Source organism: Turicibacter sp. T129 (genome assembly GCF_025594975.1).
GTDB lineage: Bacteria > Bacillota_I > Bacilli_A > MOL361 > Turicibacteraceae > Turicibacter > Turicibacter bilis.
The window spans coordinates 1-20,693 of the sequence record NZ_JAMQUU010000033.1 but is presented as its reverse complement, the minus strand read 5'-3'; the positions used below and the strand labels follow the sequence as shown (position 1 = coordinate 20,693).

13 protein-coding genes are annotated in these 20,693 nt (G+C 36.1%); 9 read left to right on the top strand and 4 right to left on the bottom strand.

Features of this window, described 5'->3' with window-relative positions; all coding sequences use genetic code 11:
* The first annotated feature begins 42 nt into the window (after window positions 1-42).
* Together addB and addA are read left to right on the top strand one after the other, a co-directional pair.
* On the top strand, window positions 43-3,600 hold the full coding sequence (gene addB / locus NEH75_RS06760; RefSeq protein WP_212724581.1) for a helicase-exonuclease AddAB subunit AddB: 3,558 nt from the start codon (window positions 43-45) through the stop codon (window positions 3,598-3,600).
* Window positions 3,593-7,195 carry a helicase-exonuclease AddAB subunit AddA gene (gene addA, locus NEH75_RS06755; RefSeq protein ID WP_055274797.1) on the top strand — a complete coding sequence of 1,201 codons (3,603 nt, stop codon included), beginning with the start codon at window positions 3,593-3,595 and terminating at the stop codon, window positions 7,193-7,195. Before addB ends, addA begins: the two co-directional genes overlap by 8 nt.
* Before the next feature lie 33 nt (window positions 7,196-7,228).
* Here the strand turns inward: addA and NEH75_RS06750 are convergent, their stop codons facing one another.
* A complete protein-coding gene (locus NEH75_RS06750) occupies window positions 7,229-8,509 on the bottom strand; it encodes an FtsW/RodA/SpoVE family cell cycle protein (protein ID WP_055305523.1) in 1,281 nt (426 codons plus the stop codon).
* A 195-nt stretch (window positions 8,510-8,704) separates the two neighbouring features.
* Here NEH75_RS06750 and NEH75_RS06745 point away from each other — a divergent pair, with 195 nt between their 5' ends.
* Window positions 8,705-9,556 (top strand): hypothetical protein, encoded by an 852-nt coding sequence (locus NEH75_RS06745; protein WP_055242071.1) that lies wholly within the window; start codon window positions 8,705-8,707, stop codon window positions 9,554-9,556.
* A 37-nt stretch (window positions 9,557-9,593) separates the two neighbouring features.
* Here NEH75_RS06745 and NEH75_RS06740 read toward each other — a convergent pair whose 3' ends face one another.
* The gene (locus NEH75_RS06740; protein WP_055242073.1) at window positions 9,594-10,076 is read right to left on the bottom strand and encodes a CotY/CotZ family spore coat protein; all 483 of its coding nucleotides are present in this window, start codon (window positions 10,074-10,076) and stop codon (window positions 9,594-9,596) included.
* A gap of 98 nt (window positions 10,077-10,174) precedes the next feature.
* Window positions 10,175-10,666 carry a CotY/CotZ family spore coat protein gene (locus NEH75_RS06735; protein ID WP_055242075.1) on the bottom strand — a complete coding sequence of 164 codons (492 nt, stop codon included), beginning with the start codon at window positions 10,664-10,666 and terminating at the stop codon, window positions 10,175-10,177.
* 167 nt (window positions 10,667-10,833) lie between these two features.
* On the opposite strand from NEH75_RS06735, the gene NEH75_RS06730 reads away from it, so the two are divergent.
* The 4 genes from NEH75_RS06730 to NEH75_RS06715 all read left to right on the top strand — a co-directional run bounded on the left by NEH75_RS06730 (window position 10,834) and on the right by NEH75_RS06715 (window position 15,994).
* Window positions 10,834-12,558 carry a D-alanyl-D-alanine carboxypeptidase family protein gene (locus tag NEH75_RS06730; protein ID WP_262941259.1) on the top strand — a complete coding sequence of 575 codons (1,725 nt, stop codon included), beginning with the start codon at window positions 10,834-10,836 and terminating at the stop codon, window positions 12,556-12,558.
* A 315-nt stretch (window positions 12,559-12,873) separates the two neighbouring features.
* A complete protein-coding gene (locus tag NEH75_RS06725; protein ID WP_212724584.1) occupies window positions 12,874-13,131 on the top strand; it encodes a (2Fe-2S) ferredoxin domain-containing protein in 258 nt (85 codons plus the stop codon).
* A gap of 1 nt (window position 13,132) precedes the next feature.
* The gene (locus NEH75_RS06720; protein ID WP_055242078.1) at window positions 13,133-14,830 is read left to right on the top strand and encodes a [Fe-Fe] hydrogenase large subunit C-terminal domain-containing protein; all 1,698 of its coding nucleotides are present in this window, start codon (window positions 13,133-13,135) and stop codon (window positions 14,828-14,830) included.
* 3 nt (window positions 14,831-14,833) lie between these two features.
* Entirely contained in the window at window positions 14,834-15,994 is a 1,161-nt protein-coding gene (locus tag NEH75_RS06715; RefSeq protein ID WP_262941258.1) for a serine/threonine-protein phosphatase, read from the top strand.
* Between the two features lie 34 nt (window positions 15,995-16,028).
* Here NEH75_RS06715 and NEH75_RS06710 read toward each other — a convergent pair whose 3' ends face one another.
* A complete protein-coding gene (locus tag NEH75_RS06710; protein ID WP_055242082.1) occupies window positions 16,029-16,952 on the bottom strand; it encodes an exonuclease domain-containing protein in 924 nt (307 codons plus the stop codon).
* Between the two features lie 262 nt (window positions 16,953-17,214).
* On the opposite strand from NEH75_RS06710, the gene NEH75_RS06705 reads away from it, so the two are divergent.
* Both NEH75_RS06705 and NEH75_RS06700 read left to right on the top strand, forming a co-directional pair.
* On the top strand, window positions 17,215-19,302 hold the full coding sequence (locus NEH75_RS06705) for a vWA domain-containing protein (RefSeq protein WP_055305526.1): 2,088 nt from the start codon (window positions 17,215-17,217) through the stop codon (window positions 19,300-19,302).
* A gap of 41 nt (window positions 19,303-19,343) precedes the next feature.
* Complete coding sequence (locus tag NEH75_RS06700) at window positions 19,344-20,624, top strand: VanW family protein (RefSeq protein WP_055305527.1); 1,281 nt, start codon at window positions 19,344-19,346, stop codon at window positions 20,622-20,624.
* Window positions 20,625-20,693 lie beyond the last annotated feature (69 nt).

Sequence of the window (20,693 nt, the reverse complement as noted above, 5' to 3'; positions counted from 1 at the left end):
GAAAATCAACCATATTACACTAAAGGATAAAGAGGTGAGAGTATGAGTATTCGTTTCATTGTGGGACGATCTGGGGTAGGAAAAACTCGTGTTATTTTAGATGAAATTAAACAGGCTTGTGACAGTGTACCACAAGGGGATCCTATCTATGTCATCGTTCCCGATCAGATGTCATTTCATATGGAGTATCAGTTACTGAAGCAAAGTGAGCATCCGAGTTTAATGCGTGTTCAAGGATTAAGTTTTAGCCGCTTTGCTTATCGTATTTTACAAGAAACTGGGGGATTAAGTCGTTATCATTTGGATCAAGTGGGACTGGCTATTTTACTTCAAAAAGTAATGAACGAAAAAAAGGAAGACTTAACAGTATTCCCGTTTTATGCAAACAAGCCCGGTTTTATCAATAAAGTCAGTGAAATGATTGCGGAGTTTAAAAACTATTGTGTTAGTCCATCGCAGTTATTTCAATGTGTGAATCAACCACATGAAGATCTAAATTGGTCATTACAATCAACGAAAAAAATTAATGACTTGGCGGTTTTATACGAAACATTTCAACAAGTCTCTTTTAATAAATATTTAATGAGTGAAGATTATTATACGCTTTTAAGTGAGCAAATTGCCAACAGCCAAACGGTGGCAAATAGTGATTTTTACGTCGATGGTTATCATATTTTTAATAAGCAAGAGGAATTAATTTTATTCCAACTCATGAAATATGCTAAATCAGTGACCGTTGTTTTAACACACGATTTAAACTCAGAAAGTCAAGTGTTTGAAATGTCAGGGCGTACACTCACTCGTTTACAAAATGGGGCAGAAGAACGAGGATTAACTTATGAAATATGTGAGTTAACCGCACATGAACAGTCTCGATTCTTTAAGGCAAGTGCACTAAATCACTTAGAGAAACATTTTTTACAAGTTCCACTTGTTCCCTCAAATGAAGAGGGGATTTCTTTCTTTACAGCTGCCAATCGTCGAATCGAAGTGGAGGAAGTCGCGAAACGAATTCATCACTTAGTTCATCATGATGGGTGTACTTATAGTGATATCGCCATTTATACAGGAGACGCGGCTGCTTATGATGAATTAATTGCGGCCATCTTTACGAAATTTGAAATTCCAATGTTCTTAGACTATAAAGAGTCTATGTTATACCATCCGTTAATGACGATGATTTATCATTTATTTGATGTTATCTTAAATCAATGGCGTCACGAATCGTTGTTTACGGTGATCAAGACCGGTTTGCTAATGAATGTCGAAGGATTTAAAAAAGGACAGTCTTTTTATGAGTTGTATCAAGCTTATCAACGACAAGTTGACTTATTAGAAAACTACTGCTTAGCTCGAAATCTAAAAAAATCAGATTGGCAAACATCAGAAGATTGGGTCTATGAACGTTATCAAGGTCTTGGACGTGGGTATGTTAAAACGGATGCCGACCTTGAATTAGAACAAAAAGTGAATCGAATTCGTAAAGAAGTCAGTACACTTATTTCTTCCTTTGAATCGAAGTTAAAGAAAGCTAAAACGTACAAGGATTATGCGATCGCTACGTTTAGTTTCCTAGAAGAGTGTCAAGTTCCACAAAAACTGGCATTATTCGAGGAAAGTGCTCAAGAGTTACAAGACTTGAAACTATATAAACAGCACGGTCAGGTTTGGAATCAATTGCTTTCTCTTTTTGAACAACTGGTTGAAATTGGTCAAGAAGAAGCCGTTAGCTTAGAAGACTTCGTGAATGTCTTTAAATCTGGGATTGAAGAGATGGCGTATGCAACTGTTCCACCACGTCTGGATCAAGTGGCGATTGGGGAGCTTCGTCGTGCCCGTTATCAACTCGTGAGTGATTTAACGACACCTGGACAATATGGCATTAAGCATGCCTTCGTCTTAGGAGTTAACGAAGGGCAAATTCCAAAATCGATGACGGAAAGTAGTTTATTAAGTGAAACAGAACGTGAATCATTGAAAGCATTTGGAATTGAACTAGCGCCAAGCCTTGTTCAAACGCAAATCGATGAGCAATTTATTTTATATACCGTGTTTACGTCACCAAAAGAATCATTAACGTTATCGTATGCAAGTAGTAACGATGAGGGAAAAGAATTTTTACCATCGTATATTTATGCGCATTTAAGAAGTTTATTCCCAGATGCTCCTGAAGATCATGTTGGACGTGAATGGGAAGAGGAAGTGTATGAGCATTTAACAACCCATTCACAAACGGTGGCTCATTTAATTGCGACGTTAAAGCAATATCCGAATCGTCGTTCTTACTATGAACCGTTATTAGATTATTATCAAGAAACGCAGCCTATTGTCTACCAAATGATCATGCAAATTTTAAATTATCAAAATGAAGTGACAAATTTAGATGCACAGATTACGAAGCAATTATACAGTGATGAAATTGTTGCTAGTGTTTCACGCTTAGAGCTATTTAACCAATGTGAGTTCGCTCATTATCTCCGTTATGGGTTAAAATTAAAAGAACGTGAACAATATAAGCTTGATTTACCGCATATTGGAGAGCTTTATCATGAGGCCTTAAAACGGATTGCGGAGTTGATTAAGAAAGAGAATCGTACCTTTGCGGATTTAACACCTGATGAATGTTTGACGTTATCAAAAATGGTATCCGATGAATTAAGTGAGCAATTATTATATAAAATTTTACGTCAAAGTAAACGAATGATGAAACTAACGGAACGTTTAACCCAAGTCGTCTATAAGACGTTACTTGGACTAAAATATCAAGGGAATCATAGTGCATTTAAGCCACTATTCTTTGAATTACCCTTTGATACGCAACAAACAACGGGAATTCACTTAAAATCACGCGAGTTACCTAATGGTTTTAAGTTATCGTTAAAGGGAATTATTGACCGTGTCGATGTGGCGAAAAATGAAAAAGGTGATCACGCGTATTTACGAATCATTGATTATAAATCGAGTGAAAAGGATTTAGAGCTTGATAAAGTGTATTATGGACTCAGTTTACAGTTACTGACGTATTTAGATATCGTTGTTTCAAATGCTCTACAGTTAATCGACATGCCAGCTGAGATTGGAGGATTATTATACTTCCATGTGCATCGCCCATTTATTAGTCATGATGTTGATGATTTATTACGGCAAGAAGCGTATGAACAAAAAGTTGAGCAAATGCAGCATGAAAAATATAAGATGAATGGTTATTTACCAGAAGATTATGAAGTCGTTCATTTAAGTGACCAGCGTTTAAGTGAGCAGTCAAAAAGTGATATTGTGCCGATTACACTCAAGAAAGATGGAAGCTTCTCAGCAAGAGGAAATGCAACGTTAACGGGGGAGTCATTACAGATGCTTCGTAGATACACAAATCAAATGATTGAGGAGTCAGCCACAAGAATTACGCAAGGCCAATTAAATATTAATCCAATGAAGTACGGAAAAAGTACAGCCTGTGATTATTGTCAGTATCGAGGAATCTGTCAATTTGATCCCGATTTCTTAGGAAACGAATCCCGACTGTTACCTAAAATGAAAGCTGATCTTGCGATGGAAGCGATGAAATGTAAATTAGAGGAAGGAGGAGACGGAGATGAGTAATATTCCTAAAAAGCCGGATGATACAATATGGAATGATGAACAATGGCAAGCTATCTATGAGAAAGGACATGATTTATTAATCTCTGCTGGAGCAGGGTCAGGAAAAACAGCCGTCTTAGTTGAACGAATAATTCAAAAAATTTTAATTGATCATATTAACATCGATGAATTACTCGTCTTAACCTTCACAGAAGCAGCAGCAGCTGAAATGAAGCAGCGTATCCGTGCTCGTATTGAGCAAGAACTTGCTAAACAACCAGGGAATTTAGTTCTTTCGGCTCAATTAAATAAAATTTCAGCAGCCAATATTTCGACCTTTCATGCCTTTTGTAATAAATTAATTCGTCGTTACTATTACTTACTTCAACTCGATCCAGTGTTCAAAATTGCAGATGACATTGAAGTGGGTATTTTACAAGATGATGTCATCGAAGAATTATTTGATGAACTGGCGGAAATTGAGGATGAGAATTACCTTTGTTTAAGTGAGAGCTTTAATAGTGATCGCGATGACGAGGCGTTAAAAACGATGTTACTGAAAGTTTATGAGTTGGCTCGTTCTAATCCACAGATGCATCAGTGGCTCATGAATTTACGCTCTTTATATGAGTGGGATGGACATGATTTACAGTCATGGCGCTATTATCAGGAAATTGGAAAACTAATTGCGCCTTCGATTGATGAAGCCCTTTTAGATTTAGAAAAGGCACGTGAATTTGCGAAAGATGCTGAAGTCATGGGAATTGATCATAAATATCGGACAGAAGTTTATGACCAAGACGTCGCTTATGCAACTCGTTTAAAAGAAAGCCAACAATCAGCTTATGCTGATTTGCGTGAAGCCTTTAAAAATACGAAATTAGCTACCTTCCCTCGTTTTAATGCAAAACAATATGATAAAGAAGCTCATGAACAGAGTAAAAATGCACGAGATGCTTTTAAAAAACGTTTAGGAAAACTTGAAGAGAAGTATTTCGTGTACTCTAATGAAACACATGCCCGCCATTTTAATGAAAGTGAACACTTAGTCATCGCATTATCAACGCTTGTGATGAAGTTTCATGAACGATTTCTGAAGGCGAAGCGTGAACGTCAGATGCTTGACTTCTCCGATTTAGAATGGAACACGCTTCACTTATTAGTTCAAGAGGATCAACCAACCGATGTTGCAAGGGATATTTATCATCAATTCAAAGAAATTATGATTGATGAGTATCAAGATACGAACTCGATGCAAGAATGTATCATTACCTCAATTGCAAAGGTTGCCCAGCCTGAAATTCCGATCTTCATGGTAGGAGATGTGAAGCAATCAATTTATCGCTTCCGTTTAGCAGAGCCGAGCATTTTTCAAGGTAAGTATCAAGCCTATTCAAGTAATAAAGAGGCCGGAAATAAAATCGACCTAATGAAAAACTATCGTTCACATCAACAAGTCATTGATGCGACGAACTTTATCTTTAAGCAACTCATGGATGAACCAGTTGGAGAAATTGAGTATGATGAAGCGGCCATGTTAAAGCTTGGAGTAACCGGTGAAAATAATGATGAATTTAACAAAAGTGAAGTGCATTTAATTGATAAAAAACAGTTTGATGAAGAGAGTGAAGCAGACTTAAATGCGATCGAAATTGAAGCCCATCATATTGCCCGTCTGATTTTACAGTGGGTAAATAATGGACAAGAAATTTATGATCGTAAAAAAGGATGTTATCGTCCTATTACGTATCAAGATATTGTGATTTTAATGCGTTCACTTGGTAGTGTGACGATTTTCCAAGATGTCTTCAGACTTTATAACATCCCACTCTTTACGGAACAAAATACCGATTTATTTGACTCGATTGAGATTATTAACTTAGTCTCTTGCTTAAAAGTCATTGATAATCCATATCAAGATATTCCACTCGTTGGTTTGATGCGTTCCCCACTATTCTTCTTCACTGAGCGTGAATTGTCATTGATTAAAGTGGCAACAAAAGCTAATTCATTTTATGATTTAGTTCTTTACTACCGACAGGCCGGAGAAGATGAACTGTTAAAACAAAAAGTGGCTCAATTTGTACAGACGATTGAACGTTGGCGTTTTGAATCAAAAACGACATCGTTATCTCAATTGATTATTCGTATTTATGAGCAGACCTTATACTATGAATTCGTTTTAGGACTCCCACATGGCTATTTACGAAAAGCGAATCTTGATGTCTTTGTTGATAAAGCGCGAATGTATGAAAATAGTACGAAAAAAGGATTGTATGGGTTTGTGAATTATATTGATCGTATGCAAGCACTTGGGAAGCATTTCGGAAAAGCAAAGACGGTGACAGCGAATGAAAATGTCGTTCGAATTATGTCGATTCATAAATCAAAAGGATTAGAATTCCCAGTTGTCTTTGTGTCACAAATTCATAAAACATTTAACCGTCAAGATGAATTAGGAAATTATCTCGTGCATAAAAAGTATGGGGTTGCTGTAAAATACATTGATCCTGTGCTTCGACTAAAGCAAAAGACGATTGCTCAAAGTGTGGTAGGGTCGATGATCCATAAAGAGATGTTAGCTGAAGAGATGCGTCTGTTATACGTAGCCATGACGCGTGCAAAATCAAAACTGATTTTTACGGGGGTCTTTGATACTGAAAAGAAATTGGCTTCAATGAATGAAGTGATTAAAGATTCATCTTGGTTACTACCATCAAGTCATCGTTTAAGTGCAAAAAATTATGCAGATTGGGTGATTCCGGCCGTCTTAAAGCATAAAGACTCAAAGGAAATCGTCGAAACGTGTTGTGAAGCGAAGCCGTTCTTCTTAGATGATCAAAGTTCATGGCGTTTACGTATCATTACCGAGCATGAGCAACTAGAAGAACAAGAAATTGAAAACCAACAGGTTGAAATGCAACCACCAGCTCTTGACTTTGAGAAGATTTTTGATCATTCATATGATTATCAACCGCTTGTTGAAATTAATGCGAAACAATCCGTCTCTCAACGAAAAGAAGAAGAAACCACCCCGATGTTTAAAGGGATTCCTGAAGTTAAGCCACAAGTCGCCTATGATCGTCCATCATTTATGAAAGAACAACAAGTGAGTGGACCAGAAGCGGGAACTGCACTACATCAATTCATGCAACACTTGCCGATAAGTCTCGATCATACGCTTGAGAGTTTGCAAGATATGAAAACTCGTGTGATAGAAAAAGAAATGATGACTGAGGCAATGGCTAATAAAATTGATTTACAACAAGTATTAGCTTTCACAAAGAACCCTCTTTATGAACAATTGACGAAAGCAATAAGTGTGAAAAAAGAGGTTCCATTCATGACGCTTGTTAAAGTTGCCGATCATGAACAATCTCAAATTTTATTACAAGGGGTTATCGATTTATTAGCAGAATTTGAGGATTACGTTTGGATTATTGATTATAAAACCGATTATGTTCGTGATTTTAATACTCAATATGAAGAGCTAAAAGATCGCTACGCGGTGCAGATGAAGTATTACTCAAAAGCCATTAAAGAAATTTATCCTACTAAAAAAGTAAGCTGTTATGTATACTTTTTAAAAGTTCAACAATATATTGTTTATGAATAGAAAAAAGCTGAATCCCAAAAGGGTTCAGCTTTTTTAATCATCAAATTTTACATTGTCTTTAATATAGGCTTTTGTTTTTAAATAGAGTGTACGCTCATGATAATCCACTTCGTTATGTTTAATCTTAATGCCTTCAATATAAGAAGCTAAGACGAGACCGAATAAAATCATGTAAGAAAGTGAAGAACTTCCCCCATAACTAACAAATGGTAATGTTACCCCTGTGATAGGAAGAAGACCAATCGTCATTCCAATATTTTCGATTTGTTGGAAGAATAACATACCAAAAATTCCAATACAAACATAACTGTTATAATGTCCACGGTTTAATGTGGCGGTATTTAAAATTTCATAATCAAATAAGCCGCATAAAATGACGGTAATTAACGTTCCAATGAGTCCAAAGTCCATCCCGATGACCGCAAAGATAAAATCGGTATGAGCCTCTGGGAAGTAGATTAACGAACTTTGGAATCCATTCCCAATTAAATTTCCAGAACCAATGGCTAATAGCCCTTTAGCAAGTTGCATTCCTTCATTTCCCATCGTTCCAAAGGGGTCAAACCAACCAGAGAAACGACTTAATTTATAAAGGTCAATCTTTAATGTTTCCGTTAGAAACTCAGGAAAGACGCCTACTAATAAAATAAATAAAGTAACGATAACCGCTACAAAGCCACCAACAGTTAAAATATAACGCCATTGAATACCGGATGCAAAAATCATCAGAGCAACGAAGAATAAAATAATCATCGTAATTCCTGAATCGGGTTGTTCAAAGATAAGGAAAGCTGGCGGTAAGACAGCTGCCATAATTTTAACTAACAAATGTAAATCTGTTTTAAATGTTCGTGTCAGATGTGGATATCGCTCATTATGCGTTTGAATAATATCAGCGACAACTAGCACAATTCCAATTTTCATAAATTCAGAGGGCTGGATGGTTCCAATACCGGGTAAATTATACCAAGAAACAGCGCCATTTGTTGCTTCTTTTACCAATGGAATGGGGATATGAAATTTTTTATAAATGAATAAACCTAATAAAGGAATCATCCAAAAACCATAAATCCACCAACGAAGGGCGCGAATTCGATCCACACCAATGATGACAACTAAAATAGCGACAAATGCACCTAGACTAACGAACATTAATTGCTTCGTCGCATAGTTAGCCGGAAGGTTAGGATAGTTGATTTTAGCAAGTGGAATGGCAGATTGGATAGCTACAATTCCAATTCCGATAATTAAAATCAAGTACACGATAATGGGATTATATAATAAAATCCGAAATTTATTTAAAATAGTTCTCAAGTTTATCACCTATCACATAAGGATAATTTTATTCTATCAGATAATCGTGGAATTGATAAGTAATTGAAGGGAAATGTTTTGATAAAATCAAATTCATTACTTTAAGTCTACTCTAGAATTAAAAAAAGCTGGTAGTGACTTCTGACGAGTGATTGCATAGATTATAGTATGACGAAGGTAAGGGAGGTTAGTTTAATGGCAAAATCATTTGAAAAAGAGCCACTTTTATTTGTTGATACAACGTATAAAGGATGTTTTGTGAACGAACAAAGCTTTTTTAAAACACCAACGCCAAAGCCAAAAGATATTGTAGCGGATAATTACGTTCATAATTTTGATCAGATGAGTGAAAGTAATTTTAAATCATTAATTCCATCCAATGTGACCATCCGTGAAGTTGTTGAAGAGCGACCAAGTATAGTGCCAACATCTCCATTAGTTGATGAGTCAGAAGCGATTGCTTCTTATGAAGAAGAGAGTTGTCCGTATGAAACTGTTAATATTTTAGTCGATTATGGAGAGCATCCACAAACATCATTCTTTAATGAAAAAGAGATAAATGCTTCAGATGAACAAGATACTTTGGTTGAAGAAGAAATTAGCCCCTTCTATGAAGAAGGTGTTCTGGCAGAAGAAAAGATGAGCGACTTATCTGAAGAAAACACTCTAGCTGAAGAAGATAGCCATTCGATTACAGAAGAAAGTGTTATTCATGAAGCAGAGGATAATGAGGTGATGATAAATGATGTCAATGAAAGTAATCAGGATGTTGTTCATGTTATGAATAGCGAAGGTGCTGAACAAAATGGTTCTGAATTGCAGTTAGATGAAAAACAACAAGAGATTTTAATGTTTATTCAAGATTTAACCAATCGACCTTCAATGATGAAAGCTCCAATTGTTCAAATTGTAAAAAAAGATGGAAGTTTAAAATCGGGAATGATTGAAATTGTAGATGATCGGCACATCACCATTGATAATTTGATGGACGACGTTGAAACTATTTCATTGGCAGACATTGAAGGAATTAGAATTTTACATTTATAAAAAGAAGCCAGTTAGTTGGCTTCTTTCACTTATTAAACTAATATTGACACCCTTTTAAGTTTAAATGAACGTCATCAAGACATTGAATAGCACTGATATCATCTAAATTAATGGTTACGCATGTTTGGGTAACTTTATAGAGTTTAGATGTAGAAGGTGAATATAAGTTTATTTCCTCATTATGATATGGACAAATTGGAATTAATAATCTTAAAACTGCACAATTCCCTTTGACTTCTTCAACTCGAAAAATGAGATGAGAGGCAGAAGTATTCTCTTCACAATAGATAATTTCAAATGGATCGCCATTTTTTAAATATAGAATAATTGGTCGAGTATTAGCTGTTGAACGATGTCCTAGAAATGGCTTATCACAGCGTGTACAAAGACTTTCCTTTTCTTTAGATTGGCATTGACGTTGTAATCGATCAATTAATTTTAATGTGTCTGCTATACAATTTTTCTCAACACAAGAAGGACTAGTTTCACAATGAATAGTATGATAATAACTACAACTCACACGGTTCACCCCCTTACACTTTATAATTTATGCTCACTGCGATAGGCCGTATAGTGAGTTTCCCTAAATATTAAAAAAAGAGGATTAATCCTCTTTTTTTAAATACAATCACAAATCTCTAATTTTAAGAATACATCATCTAAACACTGAATAGCAATAAAATCATTTAAGTTGACAGTGACACAAGAACGTGTCGGAATGAATTCTGACTCTGGATTATTTGAATTAAATTCATTAAGCATATCACGGTCATTCATACAACAAGTTCTTCTTGTTGTTAAAGCTCTTAAGGTAGCACAATTTCCATTAACATCTTCGACCCGAAAGACTGGAATTGGTTCATTTGGACTATCTGTTAATACGGCTAGTCTAAAGGGTTCACCATTTGGAAGATATAAAATAAATGGCCGTGTATTAGCCTTAGAAGTTTCGCCTAATACAGGCGTATTACAACGAGAGCAACCAATTTCAGTTGGAACAACCGCTTGTTGTAATCGATTAATGAATCTGACTGTGTCAGCTACACAATTTGCTGATCTATTTGCATTTGAGTTATTGTTTGTTGATGGAGTACTACATTCACAACTCATATTCTCACCTCCTAGATACACTACTAATTTATGCCTATTTCAGACAGATGTCTATTTAAAATCCCCAAATTTGATATTTAATTTATCTATTTTAATTGTTAAATTTTAGGTTTATTTTTTAAAAGATGGTACATACTAAACATGATGTGGAAAGGGGTGCTTGTTAGATGCAAAAAGTATTAGTTCCTATTGGTATTGTCGCTTTGCTTGGGTCAGGTCTATTATTTTACTCCTATATGATGAGTGATGAAATGGTGTTAAGACGACTTGGTTATGACCGAACACTGATTGAGAGCCTAATAAATGAACAACCTGATCTTGTTCAAGATTTAATCGAGGATGATCGAAAAAGCGAAGATATTGTAGATTATCTAACGATTAAAGGATTTAATTATGATTGTTATGACGCTTATGTGAAGTTAGCGGAGTATTATCCAACTCTTGAATCGAGTGAAGTGGTTTATTTAGCGACATTTTTAGATCATGTCTTTTTTCCAACTTTGCTTCAGCAAGGATATGAAGAGGAGACCATAAAGGCCTGGTTCTCTGATCCTGATTTTAATACGTATGTGGAATCAGTTGATATCGTAGCGTTAAATCGTCTATTAAACTATGCTAAAGAAACAGAAAGTGATTTGATGACTTTATTTAGTTATGTTAATTATGAAAAGCAAAATCCATATTTAAAACTTGATGAAGTTATCTCAGCTATTGATGAATATCAAACGGTTGTGCTACCCAATTTAAAATCTAAAGGGTATGAATCACAAGAAGTTGAGGCATTGTTTTATCAATTTGGCTTATCAGATTTGAAATCATTAATGGAAACGACTTTAAATCCAGATCAAGCTTTTGAGTTGATGGCGGCAAGTAGCTTTGATTCTTCAAGTTTTGCCATCTACGATGAAGTGTTAAGTCAAGATGAAAATTATTCGGTGACTTATGCATTGCAATATGCTAAGTATCCGAACGTAAAATCTAAATTTTATCAAGACATCGTTGAAACACCAAATACGAACAGCTTACTTGTTTTAGTGAATCAAAATTATCGTTTAGATGAATTTTATGCACCGACAGATTTTGTTCCTGTGGAGGTACCAGTCACACCGTATTCTCAAGTGAATACGAATTATTTACGTCGTGACGCTGCTGATGCGACGGAATTATTATTTTCTAAAGCTCAAGAAGCGGGATATGAATTAACACTAAGAACAGGTTATATTTCGTATAGTGTGCAGAAGAGTTTATACAATCAAGACGTCTATGAAATGGGACTTGAGTATGCTGATAAATTCAATAGTCGACCAGGACATAGTGAACATCAAACCGGACTAGCCATTGACATCACGACTCCATCGATTAATAACGAGCTATCACTAGAGTTTGCTGATACTGAGGAAGGAAAATGGGTATTAGCACATGCGCATGAGTATGGATTTATTATTCGTTATCCCGAAAATCGTGAATCAGAAGTTGGCTATTTCTATGAACCGTATCATCTTCGTTATGTTGGAGTTGAAGTAGCAACTGAAATTTTTGAAAACAATTGGACGTTAGAAGACTATATTTTAAACTATGGTTTATTAGATGCCGTATCAGATGAAGTTCAGACTCCAGAAGAAGGGACAATAGAGCAAGAGCCTTCACATTCAGACTCTTCTCTAGAGGACTCTAATGAGGCGGATGATATAGATGAAGAGGAATCGACTGATCACCTTGATGAATCAGATCAAGAAGCGTTGTCCGATAAAAGTAATGCTAGTCAGTCTGATTCAATGGATTCTGAATTAAACGAAGATTCCTCTATGGATGGGTCGTCATCAGATGAGGATAGACAACAAGCGATTCAAGAAAATAGGGAATTAAGTGATCAAGAAAAATATCAATTATAGTTTGATTCATCCCCAGTTTAAAGTGCAGATTTGCACTTTTTTTATTTCCAATTTAACTGAAAAAAATGTCGGGAAATTGTTTGTCGATAATTAGAGGGTAGAAAAAGTTGTCGGGAAATAGTTTAAAAGGATTGTCGAAATGTTCGGAAATAAGGTGGATTTGTCAGAAAAATAAAAAAAAGCTAGCGAGGTTTGCGAGAGGCAACGAAAGCTAGCTTTTTAAATAAAAAATGTAATGAATGAGCATGATTGTTGAAGAGATAGTCATATATTTTAAAAGAGGTATTTATACACAAATAAGGAGGACGTCATAAGATGAAATCTATAAAAATCTGTGTCGGGAGTTCCTGTCATTTAAAAGGATCGTATGAGGTGATTCAACTGTTACAACAACTTATTAAATACGCGGGTTTAGAAACATGTATTGAACTAAGAGCTGCGTTTTGTTTAGGTCATTGTACAGAGGCTGTTTCATTGGTGTTACCAACGGGGGAAGTGATAGGTGTATCACCGGATCAAGTTCAACATATTTTTAAGTCTGTTATTCTTCCTCTTGTAATGGAGGAAGAGTAAGATGAGTGTGATTAATTTTGAGTCAACTAATTGTAAGAACTGTTATGCCTGTGTGAGAGCATGTCCTGTTCAATCAATTAAAATAAAAGATGAGCAAGCTATCATTATGGAAGATCGTTGTATTGCATGTGGATTATGTTTAAAGGCTTGTCCTAAAAATGTAAAAAAGGTTGAAACGGAACTTGAGAAAGTTAAGTCTTATTTGAATAAGGGGGAAAAGGTCGCTATTTCTTTAGCACCGACTTGTTTTGGTGTATTTGATGTTTCAGCCCAAAAGATTTGTGGTGCATTAAAGAAGTTAGGTTGTTTTTATGTTGAGGAAACAGCTGTCGGTGCCTTAGCGGTCACCAATGCTTATCAAAAGATTCAAGAGGAAATGGAAGAGACTTGTTGTATTACAAGTTGCTGCGCTTCAGTTAACTTATTGATTGAAAAACATTTTCCTAAGCTCATTCCATTACTTATTCCTGTTTTAACTCCATTAATGGTGCATGCTAGATTATTAAAACAAAAATATGGTCATGAAACGAAGGTGGTTTTTATTGGTCCATGTCTAGCAAAAAAGATTGAAGGAGAAGAAGATGAGTTTATTGATGCGGTCCTTACAATCGAGGAGCTCATTCAGTGGATTTCTGAAGAACATCTCGATTTTGATCAAGTTGAATCGATGAACTTAGATGCCACGGAACAAAGTCAACGAACGTATCCTATAGTTGGGGGAATGAGTAGTTGCTTTACTAAACGAAAGAAAAACATTGAGATTGTTCCAGTAGATGGCATTGAAGATTGTATTAAAGTCTTAGAAGGAATTGAGCGTAGAGAATTTGAAAATTGTTTTTTTGAGATGAGTGCTTGCCACCATAGTTGTATCGGAGGACCTGCGATTGGTGATAAGGAAGTTAATATTTTCAAACGTAAAATGAGAATTAAAAAATATCGGGAACTTAATGATCCAAATCAAATTCCTGCTTCACAAACCTACCCGCTTCACGTTAACGTAGGTCGAATATTTAAAAATAAATATGCCCCCATCCTTCAGCCAAGTGAAAAAGAAATTGAACAGATCTTAAATCATATAGGCAAATATTCATCTGCTGATGAGCTGAATTGTGGTTCGTGCGGGTATAAAACATGTCGGCAGAAGGCGATTGCTGTTTATAATCATATGGCTGAACCATCAATGTGCTTACCTTATATGAAGCATAAGGCAGAGACATACTCACATGTTATTTTTGATGTGACGCCAAGCATTATTTTAGTAGTTAATCATGAATTAACGATTGTTGATATGAACCCGGCCGCACAACGTTTTTTTGATATTACGAAAGATCAAGCGATTGAGCTGCCCATTTCCGTCTTTTTAGAGGAGGAGCCTTTTTTAGAAGTGATGGAGTCGAAACAAGATTTAGTAGGGTTACGTTTGACACTTAATAATAATCAAACAACCGTAATTGAGAGTATTATTCGAATCGAGCACCAAGAGGTAATGCTTTGTATTTTACATGATTTAACTGAAGAAATTCGTCATGAAGAACATTTACAGCGGTTAAAAATTAATGCGATTGATATGGCTCAACAAGTCATTAATAAACAGATGATTGTAGCACAAGAAATCGCTAGCTTACTAGGAGAGACAACAGCTGAGACGAAAGTAACCTTAACCCGACTAAAAGAATTAATCCAAGAAAATGAGGTATAAGTGATGAATTACTTTGTCGATTTTGCTTGTCGTAGTTTAAATAAGGTAGGAGAAGAACTTTGTGGAGATAAAGTTGAATTTTTTCGAACGACTGATTGTGTGATTGCAGTTTTATCGGATGGACTAGGAAGTGGAGTTAAAGCAAATATTCTAGCAACGTTGAGTTCAAAAATTGCAATTACGATGCTTAAAGCGGGACTTTCGATTGATGAGGTGGTTGATACAATGGTTCATACCCTCCCGGTTTGTCAAGTGAGAAAGCTTGCCTATTCCACCTTAACCATCGTTAAAATTGACGTCTCTGATAATGTCTATGTGGTAGAGATCGATAATCCTAGTGTGTTTTTTATTCGAGATGGAGGGGTAAAACCTTTAGAAAGTACAGAGCGTTGTATTAATGGGCGAACAATTAAAGAAAGTCAATTTGTTTTACAAGAAGGCGATACACTGGTGTTAACAAGTGATGGTGTGATTCATGCGGGCGTTGGGACGGTTTTAAATTTAGGATGGAGTTGGCCAGAAGTGTCTTGTTTTTTACAGTCAGTCATTGATGAAGAAAAGACAGCTCGTGAAATCACGAATTTATTGCTTGACGTGTGTTCTGATTTATATGTCGGTCAACCGGGGGATGACACAACGGTGGCGACTTTAAAAGTTATGAAACCCAAATGGGCAACCTTATTTGCTGGGCCGCCACAGGTGAAATTAGAAGATCAACAGGTTGTCAAAACACTCATGAAAAGTAGCGGGAAGAAAATTATTTGTGGAGGAACAGCCGCTAATATTGTGGCACGAGAAATTGGTGAAGAGATACAGACGATTTTTGATTATATTGATCCACGTTTTCCACCGATTGCTTCCATTCGTGGGATTGATTTAGTCACAGAGGGCGTATTGACGATTAAAGGAGCCGTCGAGATTTTAAAAGATGTGCAAATGAATTCGAGATTTGAAAAACTTGAAGAAGGACATGGAGCAGCACGTTTAGCGAAGTTATTGTATGAGGAATGTACGCATATTCAATTACTGATTGGTAGGGCCATTAATGCGGCTCATCAAAATCCTGATTTTCCTAAAGAATTGAGCATTAAATTACGAGTTATTGAGGAGCTAGAAGAAATTTTAATTAAAGTTGGAAAAGTTGTTCATATTCAATATTTTTAAAGCAAAAGGCATCCTCGATTAGTGAGGATGCCTTTTATGATGAGGTTAAAATTTTTAAAAACTCGTCTTCATTTAAAAAGAGGATTTCTTGACCATGATACACTAGTTGAATGGCTTTTTTTAGTTTTGTGCTCATTTCATCAGCAGAGAGTTCATAAATGTTTTTAATCCCTGTCACAATAATGTTTGTCTTTTTCGTAACTGAGCTGCCTACCGTTCCACCTAATTGGCCGATTAAAGCAATCGCTTCTGTGCGTGAGAGTGATTGAAGAGGACCAGTAAAGACGACTGTTTTGTGCTTGAAAAAGTCTGTTTGACTATTAAACAACGGTGAGGTAATTCGTTGGAATTGACGGTTAGAAGTTAAGGTCGAATGCCCTTTTTTGGGTGCTTGATAACCTTTATCATACACTTTTCCGGGTTTAATTCCAACTTGATCAAACACGTCGTGAATCGTTAAGGAATTAAGCTCATCTTTAACTTTTAATAAAATATTTGCGCAGGCAAACGCATCGGCGCCCGCATGATGGTGATTAAATTCAAGTCCTAAGTAATGATTAACAGTATTTAGTTTGGCATTTTCAAGCATAGGAAAGAAGTTTTTTGCTAAGAGCATCGTACAGCCATAGTCAAATGATGGATAAGGAAGGCTATAGGCGTCTAAGGTCGCACGTAAAACACTGATATCAAAGGATGCATTGTGAGCAATGACAAAGTTATTTCTAAAGTAAGGTTCAAGTTCAGGCCAAAGAGCATCAAATTCTTTTGCATTTTTCACATCATGAGCTCTTAATCCGTGAATCCATGTATTCATCGGACTAAATCTTAACTCCTTAGGTTTGATTAAATAATATAATTCATCAACGACTTGTCCATTTTTGACAATCGTCATCCCGAGTGAACAAGCACTCGCACGTTTTTCATTTGCTGTTTCAAAGTCGATAGCGATAAAATTCATGACGAAGCCCCCTATATAATGATTGTATTCACTATTATAACTGTCAAATGGTTTTCTGTTAAGGGTTAGAAGCAAAAGTACAGAAACTGACAACCATAGAGACTACCATCAGATTTAATGAAAAAAGAATCATCGAAATATGATGAATGTGTCGTTGATTTACAAAAAGTGACCAATTTCTATTTTTAAAGTTTGCTAGAATAATGACGAAGCCCCGCTCATATATTGGGTAGCAGTGACTACATATGAGGGGGCGGTTGCTTTGAATAAAGAAGTTCAAATAAGTGTTCAAAGTTTAGGAAGAAAGCAACTACGTTTAACACCACAACTAACTAGGACATGCTATTTTTATAAGATTGGAAACCATCAAAAAAGAAATAATCTATTGCATACAGTTTTATTAATTGACGGCTCAGCAAGTATGCTTCCTTATTTAGAAGACCTCAAGCAGATTGTTCATGAAACCATTCATCAATTAAATGTATCCCATAAACTTTCCATTTTACTGTTTGGGAATGAATTTGAAGACGATTGGCTTGTCAATCAAGAGTTTATTATAGATAAAGATCTACTTACTGAAGAGTTACACAAGCGTCTAGAAGAACGATGTGGTGATGAATGGACGGTGTTATCGTCTGCCCTTGAAACCACATTTGCCATGTTAACGAAACAAAAGGATAAGGAAGAAATCCAGCTCATTGTGGTAACAGACGGTCATCTTTATCCATCCAGTCATTCCATTGTCGTGGAGCAATCGAGATGTTATGGTTGGATGCTTGATTTGGCGAAGCAACACGTCATGACGCATATTGTAGGGATAGGAACATATAACTTAAATTTTTTAACTTGGTTAGCTACGACAAGTCGGACAGGTGATTTTTATCCTTATCAAAACTTAAAGACATATCGAACTCATTTCAAGCAATGGAAAAGTTCACTAAAAAAAGGCGCTCATCAGGAAATCTGTCTATTTAATAAGGACTATTTTCTCATGGCCCAAACGTTACATCTTCATCAGCCTAAACAGTTATTGACGCTTCCTCAACTCGTGGTGACCTTTGATGAAACGTTAAAACTTGAACAACAAGAAGTTCCAGCGTCAGCTGATGAAGTTTCAAAGGAGATTGAACAACACTTTAAGCTTGCTTATGGCTACTATCTTATCAAGCAACGTCAGATTGATGATGCCTCTTTTTTACTTCAAGAGACAGAGCTTTTCCCAATCATCCATCAAGGATATTCCATCAATGAAATAAGTCGAAGTTTAGCATCGATTAATCAAGCCCGATACACACCGCAGGCATTAAGAGTGCAATCGTTTATTCCATTATCGGTGTTTGAATTGATTCAAATGATTTTAGACGATTCCTTCTCTCAGCTTTATTATAAAAATGAAGCTCGATTTCCCATTAAACAAGACGATGGTCGGGTGACCTTTACGGCACATGATAAGCTATATTTTCCAATTATTCAAGTTCGAGCTAGTACGACCAAACAAAATGTGACGTTCACGGTAAAAGTCGAAGGTGTTGCGAAGCAAAATCAAACGGACTTGAAGTTAGATTGTTATATTTTTCGGGAATATTTTTTAATTGAAGGTGGAAATTTAAAGTTACAAACGTTAGCGTGCCGGTTATCACCGACACTCAGAAAGCGATTCGTAGCATTAAAGCTCATTTCAGGGCAACTCAATCATGAATCTGAAATTGATTTAATTGATTTATCACGATTAAAGTTAACTCATTTTCAATGTTTTTCATCTGATATTAGTCAAATGATGGCTCAACAATTATATGAACTCGAACAATTAACCTTGAGACAACAAGTCTTAAAAACACTTATTTCAACGAATCAATCGACGTTTAGATTAGACAAGCATCAAATAGATGAATCGATTAATCGCATCCGGAGTCAGTATCATGTGAGTCCGTCAGGATTATTTATTCCAAGGGTGAAATCAAACGCATTAGCGAAACGGGATGCTTATGATGAGAGCTTCACCAAATGGTCAATAGAAAATTTTCCAAAACAGAGTGAATGGCAACGACTCTATGAAAATATTCAACAACAAGTGCTGATGAGTCAAGAGAATCCTCTTCAGTTATTATATACACGGTTAAATGAGACGAAAAAGCAACGATTAATACTTCAAAATAAAATCTACTTATTAAGAATCCAGTCTCAGTTATGTGGGCAACCTATTTTTTATTGGGATGAGGTATATGAGAGAGAAGTGAAAAAACAAGGTCAACACACGCACCTAACAACTGGGAAAATGCTGACTTCAAAACAAAAAATTGGTGAAATTGTCGTCTGTGAGAATAAATATTACATTCACTCGACAACCTAAGAAGAGACACTAAAATCATTAACAAAGGAGGTATATAGGAGATGGAGATGAATCAAGGACGAATCATTCGCTTAATCATTGCTTTTTTAAATACGGTGTTTATCTTATCGTTCGTTGCATATAAGATGTTGGAATTTCAAGATGCGAAAGCGTTAGTGTTAGCGTATGAAGACATCGCCTTACCAAATATCTTTATTAATGATTTAGACGTGTCGAACTTAAATCGAGATGAGATTAAAGCGATGATTGATGATCAAATAAAGCAGTATAAAGAACGGAAAATCATCGTTCATGTTGGAGAAAAAGATTTTGAAACAACGTTATCACAGTTTAATCCGACGGTTAATCAAGAGATCGACCAGTTAGTTGATGAAATTATTGCGATTGGAAAAGATTTAGAACTAATGGAACAGGTCTCTCAAATCAAAGAGCCGATGCGTTATGAATTTACGGTCGGCTATACTTATGATCATGATGAAGTTGAAAAATGGGCGCGAATGATCGAGAAAGAGGTTTATGTTGAAAAAGTGGAACCGAAATTCGAAATGGCTGGTTACGGAATCTTAAAATTAAATGAAGGTCAAGATGGTCAACTCATTTTGACCGAAGAATTAAGGGATATGTTAATTGAGGAACTGGATATAAGTTCTATGGATCCGATTGAGGTTGAGGCAAATGTGATGACTGATCCTCGTGAACGAGATATTGAGCAGTTAAAAATGATCAACACTAAGATTTCCTCTTATTCGACAGATTATCCAACAGGAATTCCTCGTGCTAAAAATGTTGAGCTAGCCGCATCTAAAATCAATCATACGATTTTGATGCCGGGTGAACAGTTTTCTTATGCAGAAAAGGTGTCCCCGGTTGATGGCGCGCATGGTTATGTGAATGCAACGATTTTTTTAAATGGGAGAGCTGTTCCTGGAGTTGGAGGGGGAATCTGCCAAGTCTCTTCAACCCTTTATAATGCTCAACTTAAGGCAGGTATTATCGCCACTGAGCGACGCAATCATAGTTTGCCAGTTAGTTATGTTCCACTCGGTCAAGATGCCACGATGGCGGATAATGCGATTGATTTAAAGTTCATTAACACGCTAGAATATCCAATCTACATTCATACTTATGCGCAATATGGAAGCCTAACGGTTGAAATTTGGTCGAATTCCGAAGCGCTACATGGCATTACTTATCGTCCTAAAACGATCATCTATGATGGCGGGCTAAAGGCAGATACGACGCTTTATGGCTATAATGCTGATGGGGAAGTGGTCTACGAACAGTTTTTACATACGAGTGTTTATAAAAAGAAAACTCATTAAAAAAGGATTCCATCAAGGAATCCTTTTTATGTGCGCCCGGCATGGGTATTATCTAACGGGTTAAAGTCC

Coding starts and splice junctions, on each gene's coding strand:
- addB (WP_212724581.1), top strand. CDS start 43: ATGAGTATTCGTTTCATTGTGGGACGATCTGGGGTAGGAAAAACTCGT.
- addA (WP_055274797.1), top strand. CDS start 3,593: ATGAGTAATATTCCTAAAAAGCCGGATGATACAATATGGAATGATGAA.
- NEH75_RS06745 (WP_055242071.1), top strand. CDS start 8,705: ATGGCAAAATCATTTGAAAAAGAGCCACTTTTATTTGTTGATACAACG.
- NEH75_RS06735 (WP_055242075.1), bottom strand. CDS start 10,666: ATGAGTTGTGAATGTAGTACTCCATCAACAAACAATAACTCAAATGCA.
- NEH75_RS06730 (WP_262941259.1), top strand. CDS start 10,834: ATGCAAAAAGTATTAGTTCCTATTGGTATTGTCGCTTTGCTTGGGTCA.
- NEH75_RS06725 (WP_212724584.1), top strand. CDS start 12,874: ATGAAATCTATAAAAATCTGTGTCGGGAGTTCCTGTCATTTAAAAGGA.
- NEH75_RS06720 (WP_055242078.1), top strand. CDS start 13,133: ATGAGTGTGATTAATTTTGAGTCAACTAATTGTAAGAACTGTTATGCC.
- NEH75_RS06715 (WP_262941258.1), top strand. CDS start 14,834: ATGAATTACTTTGTCGATTTTGCTTGTCGTAGTTTAAATAAGGTAGGA.
- NEH75_RS06710 (WP_055242082.1), bottom strand. CDS start 16,952: ATGAATTTTATCGCTATCGACTTTGAAACAGCAAATGAAAAACGTGCG.
- NEH75_RS06700 (WP_055305527.1), top strand. CDS start 19,344: ATGGAGATGAATCAAGGACGAATCATTCGCTTAATCATTGCTTTTTTA.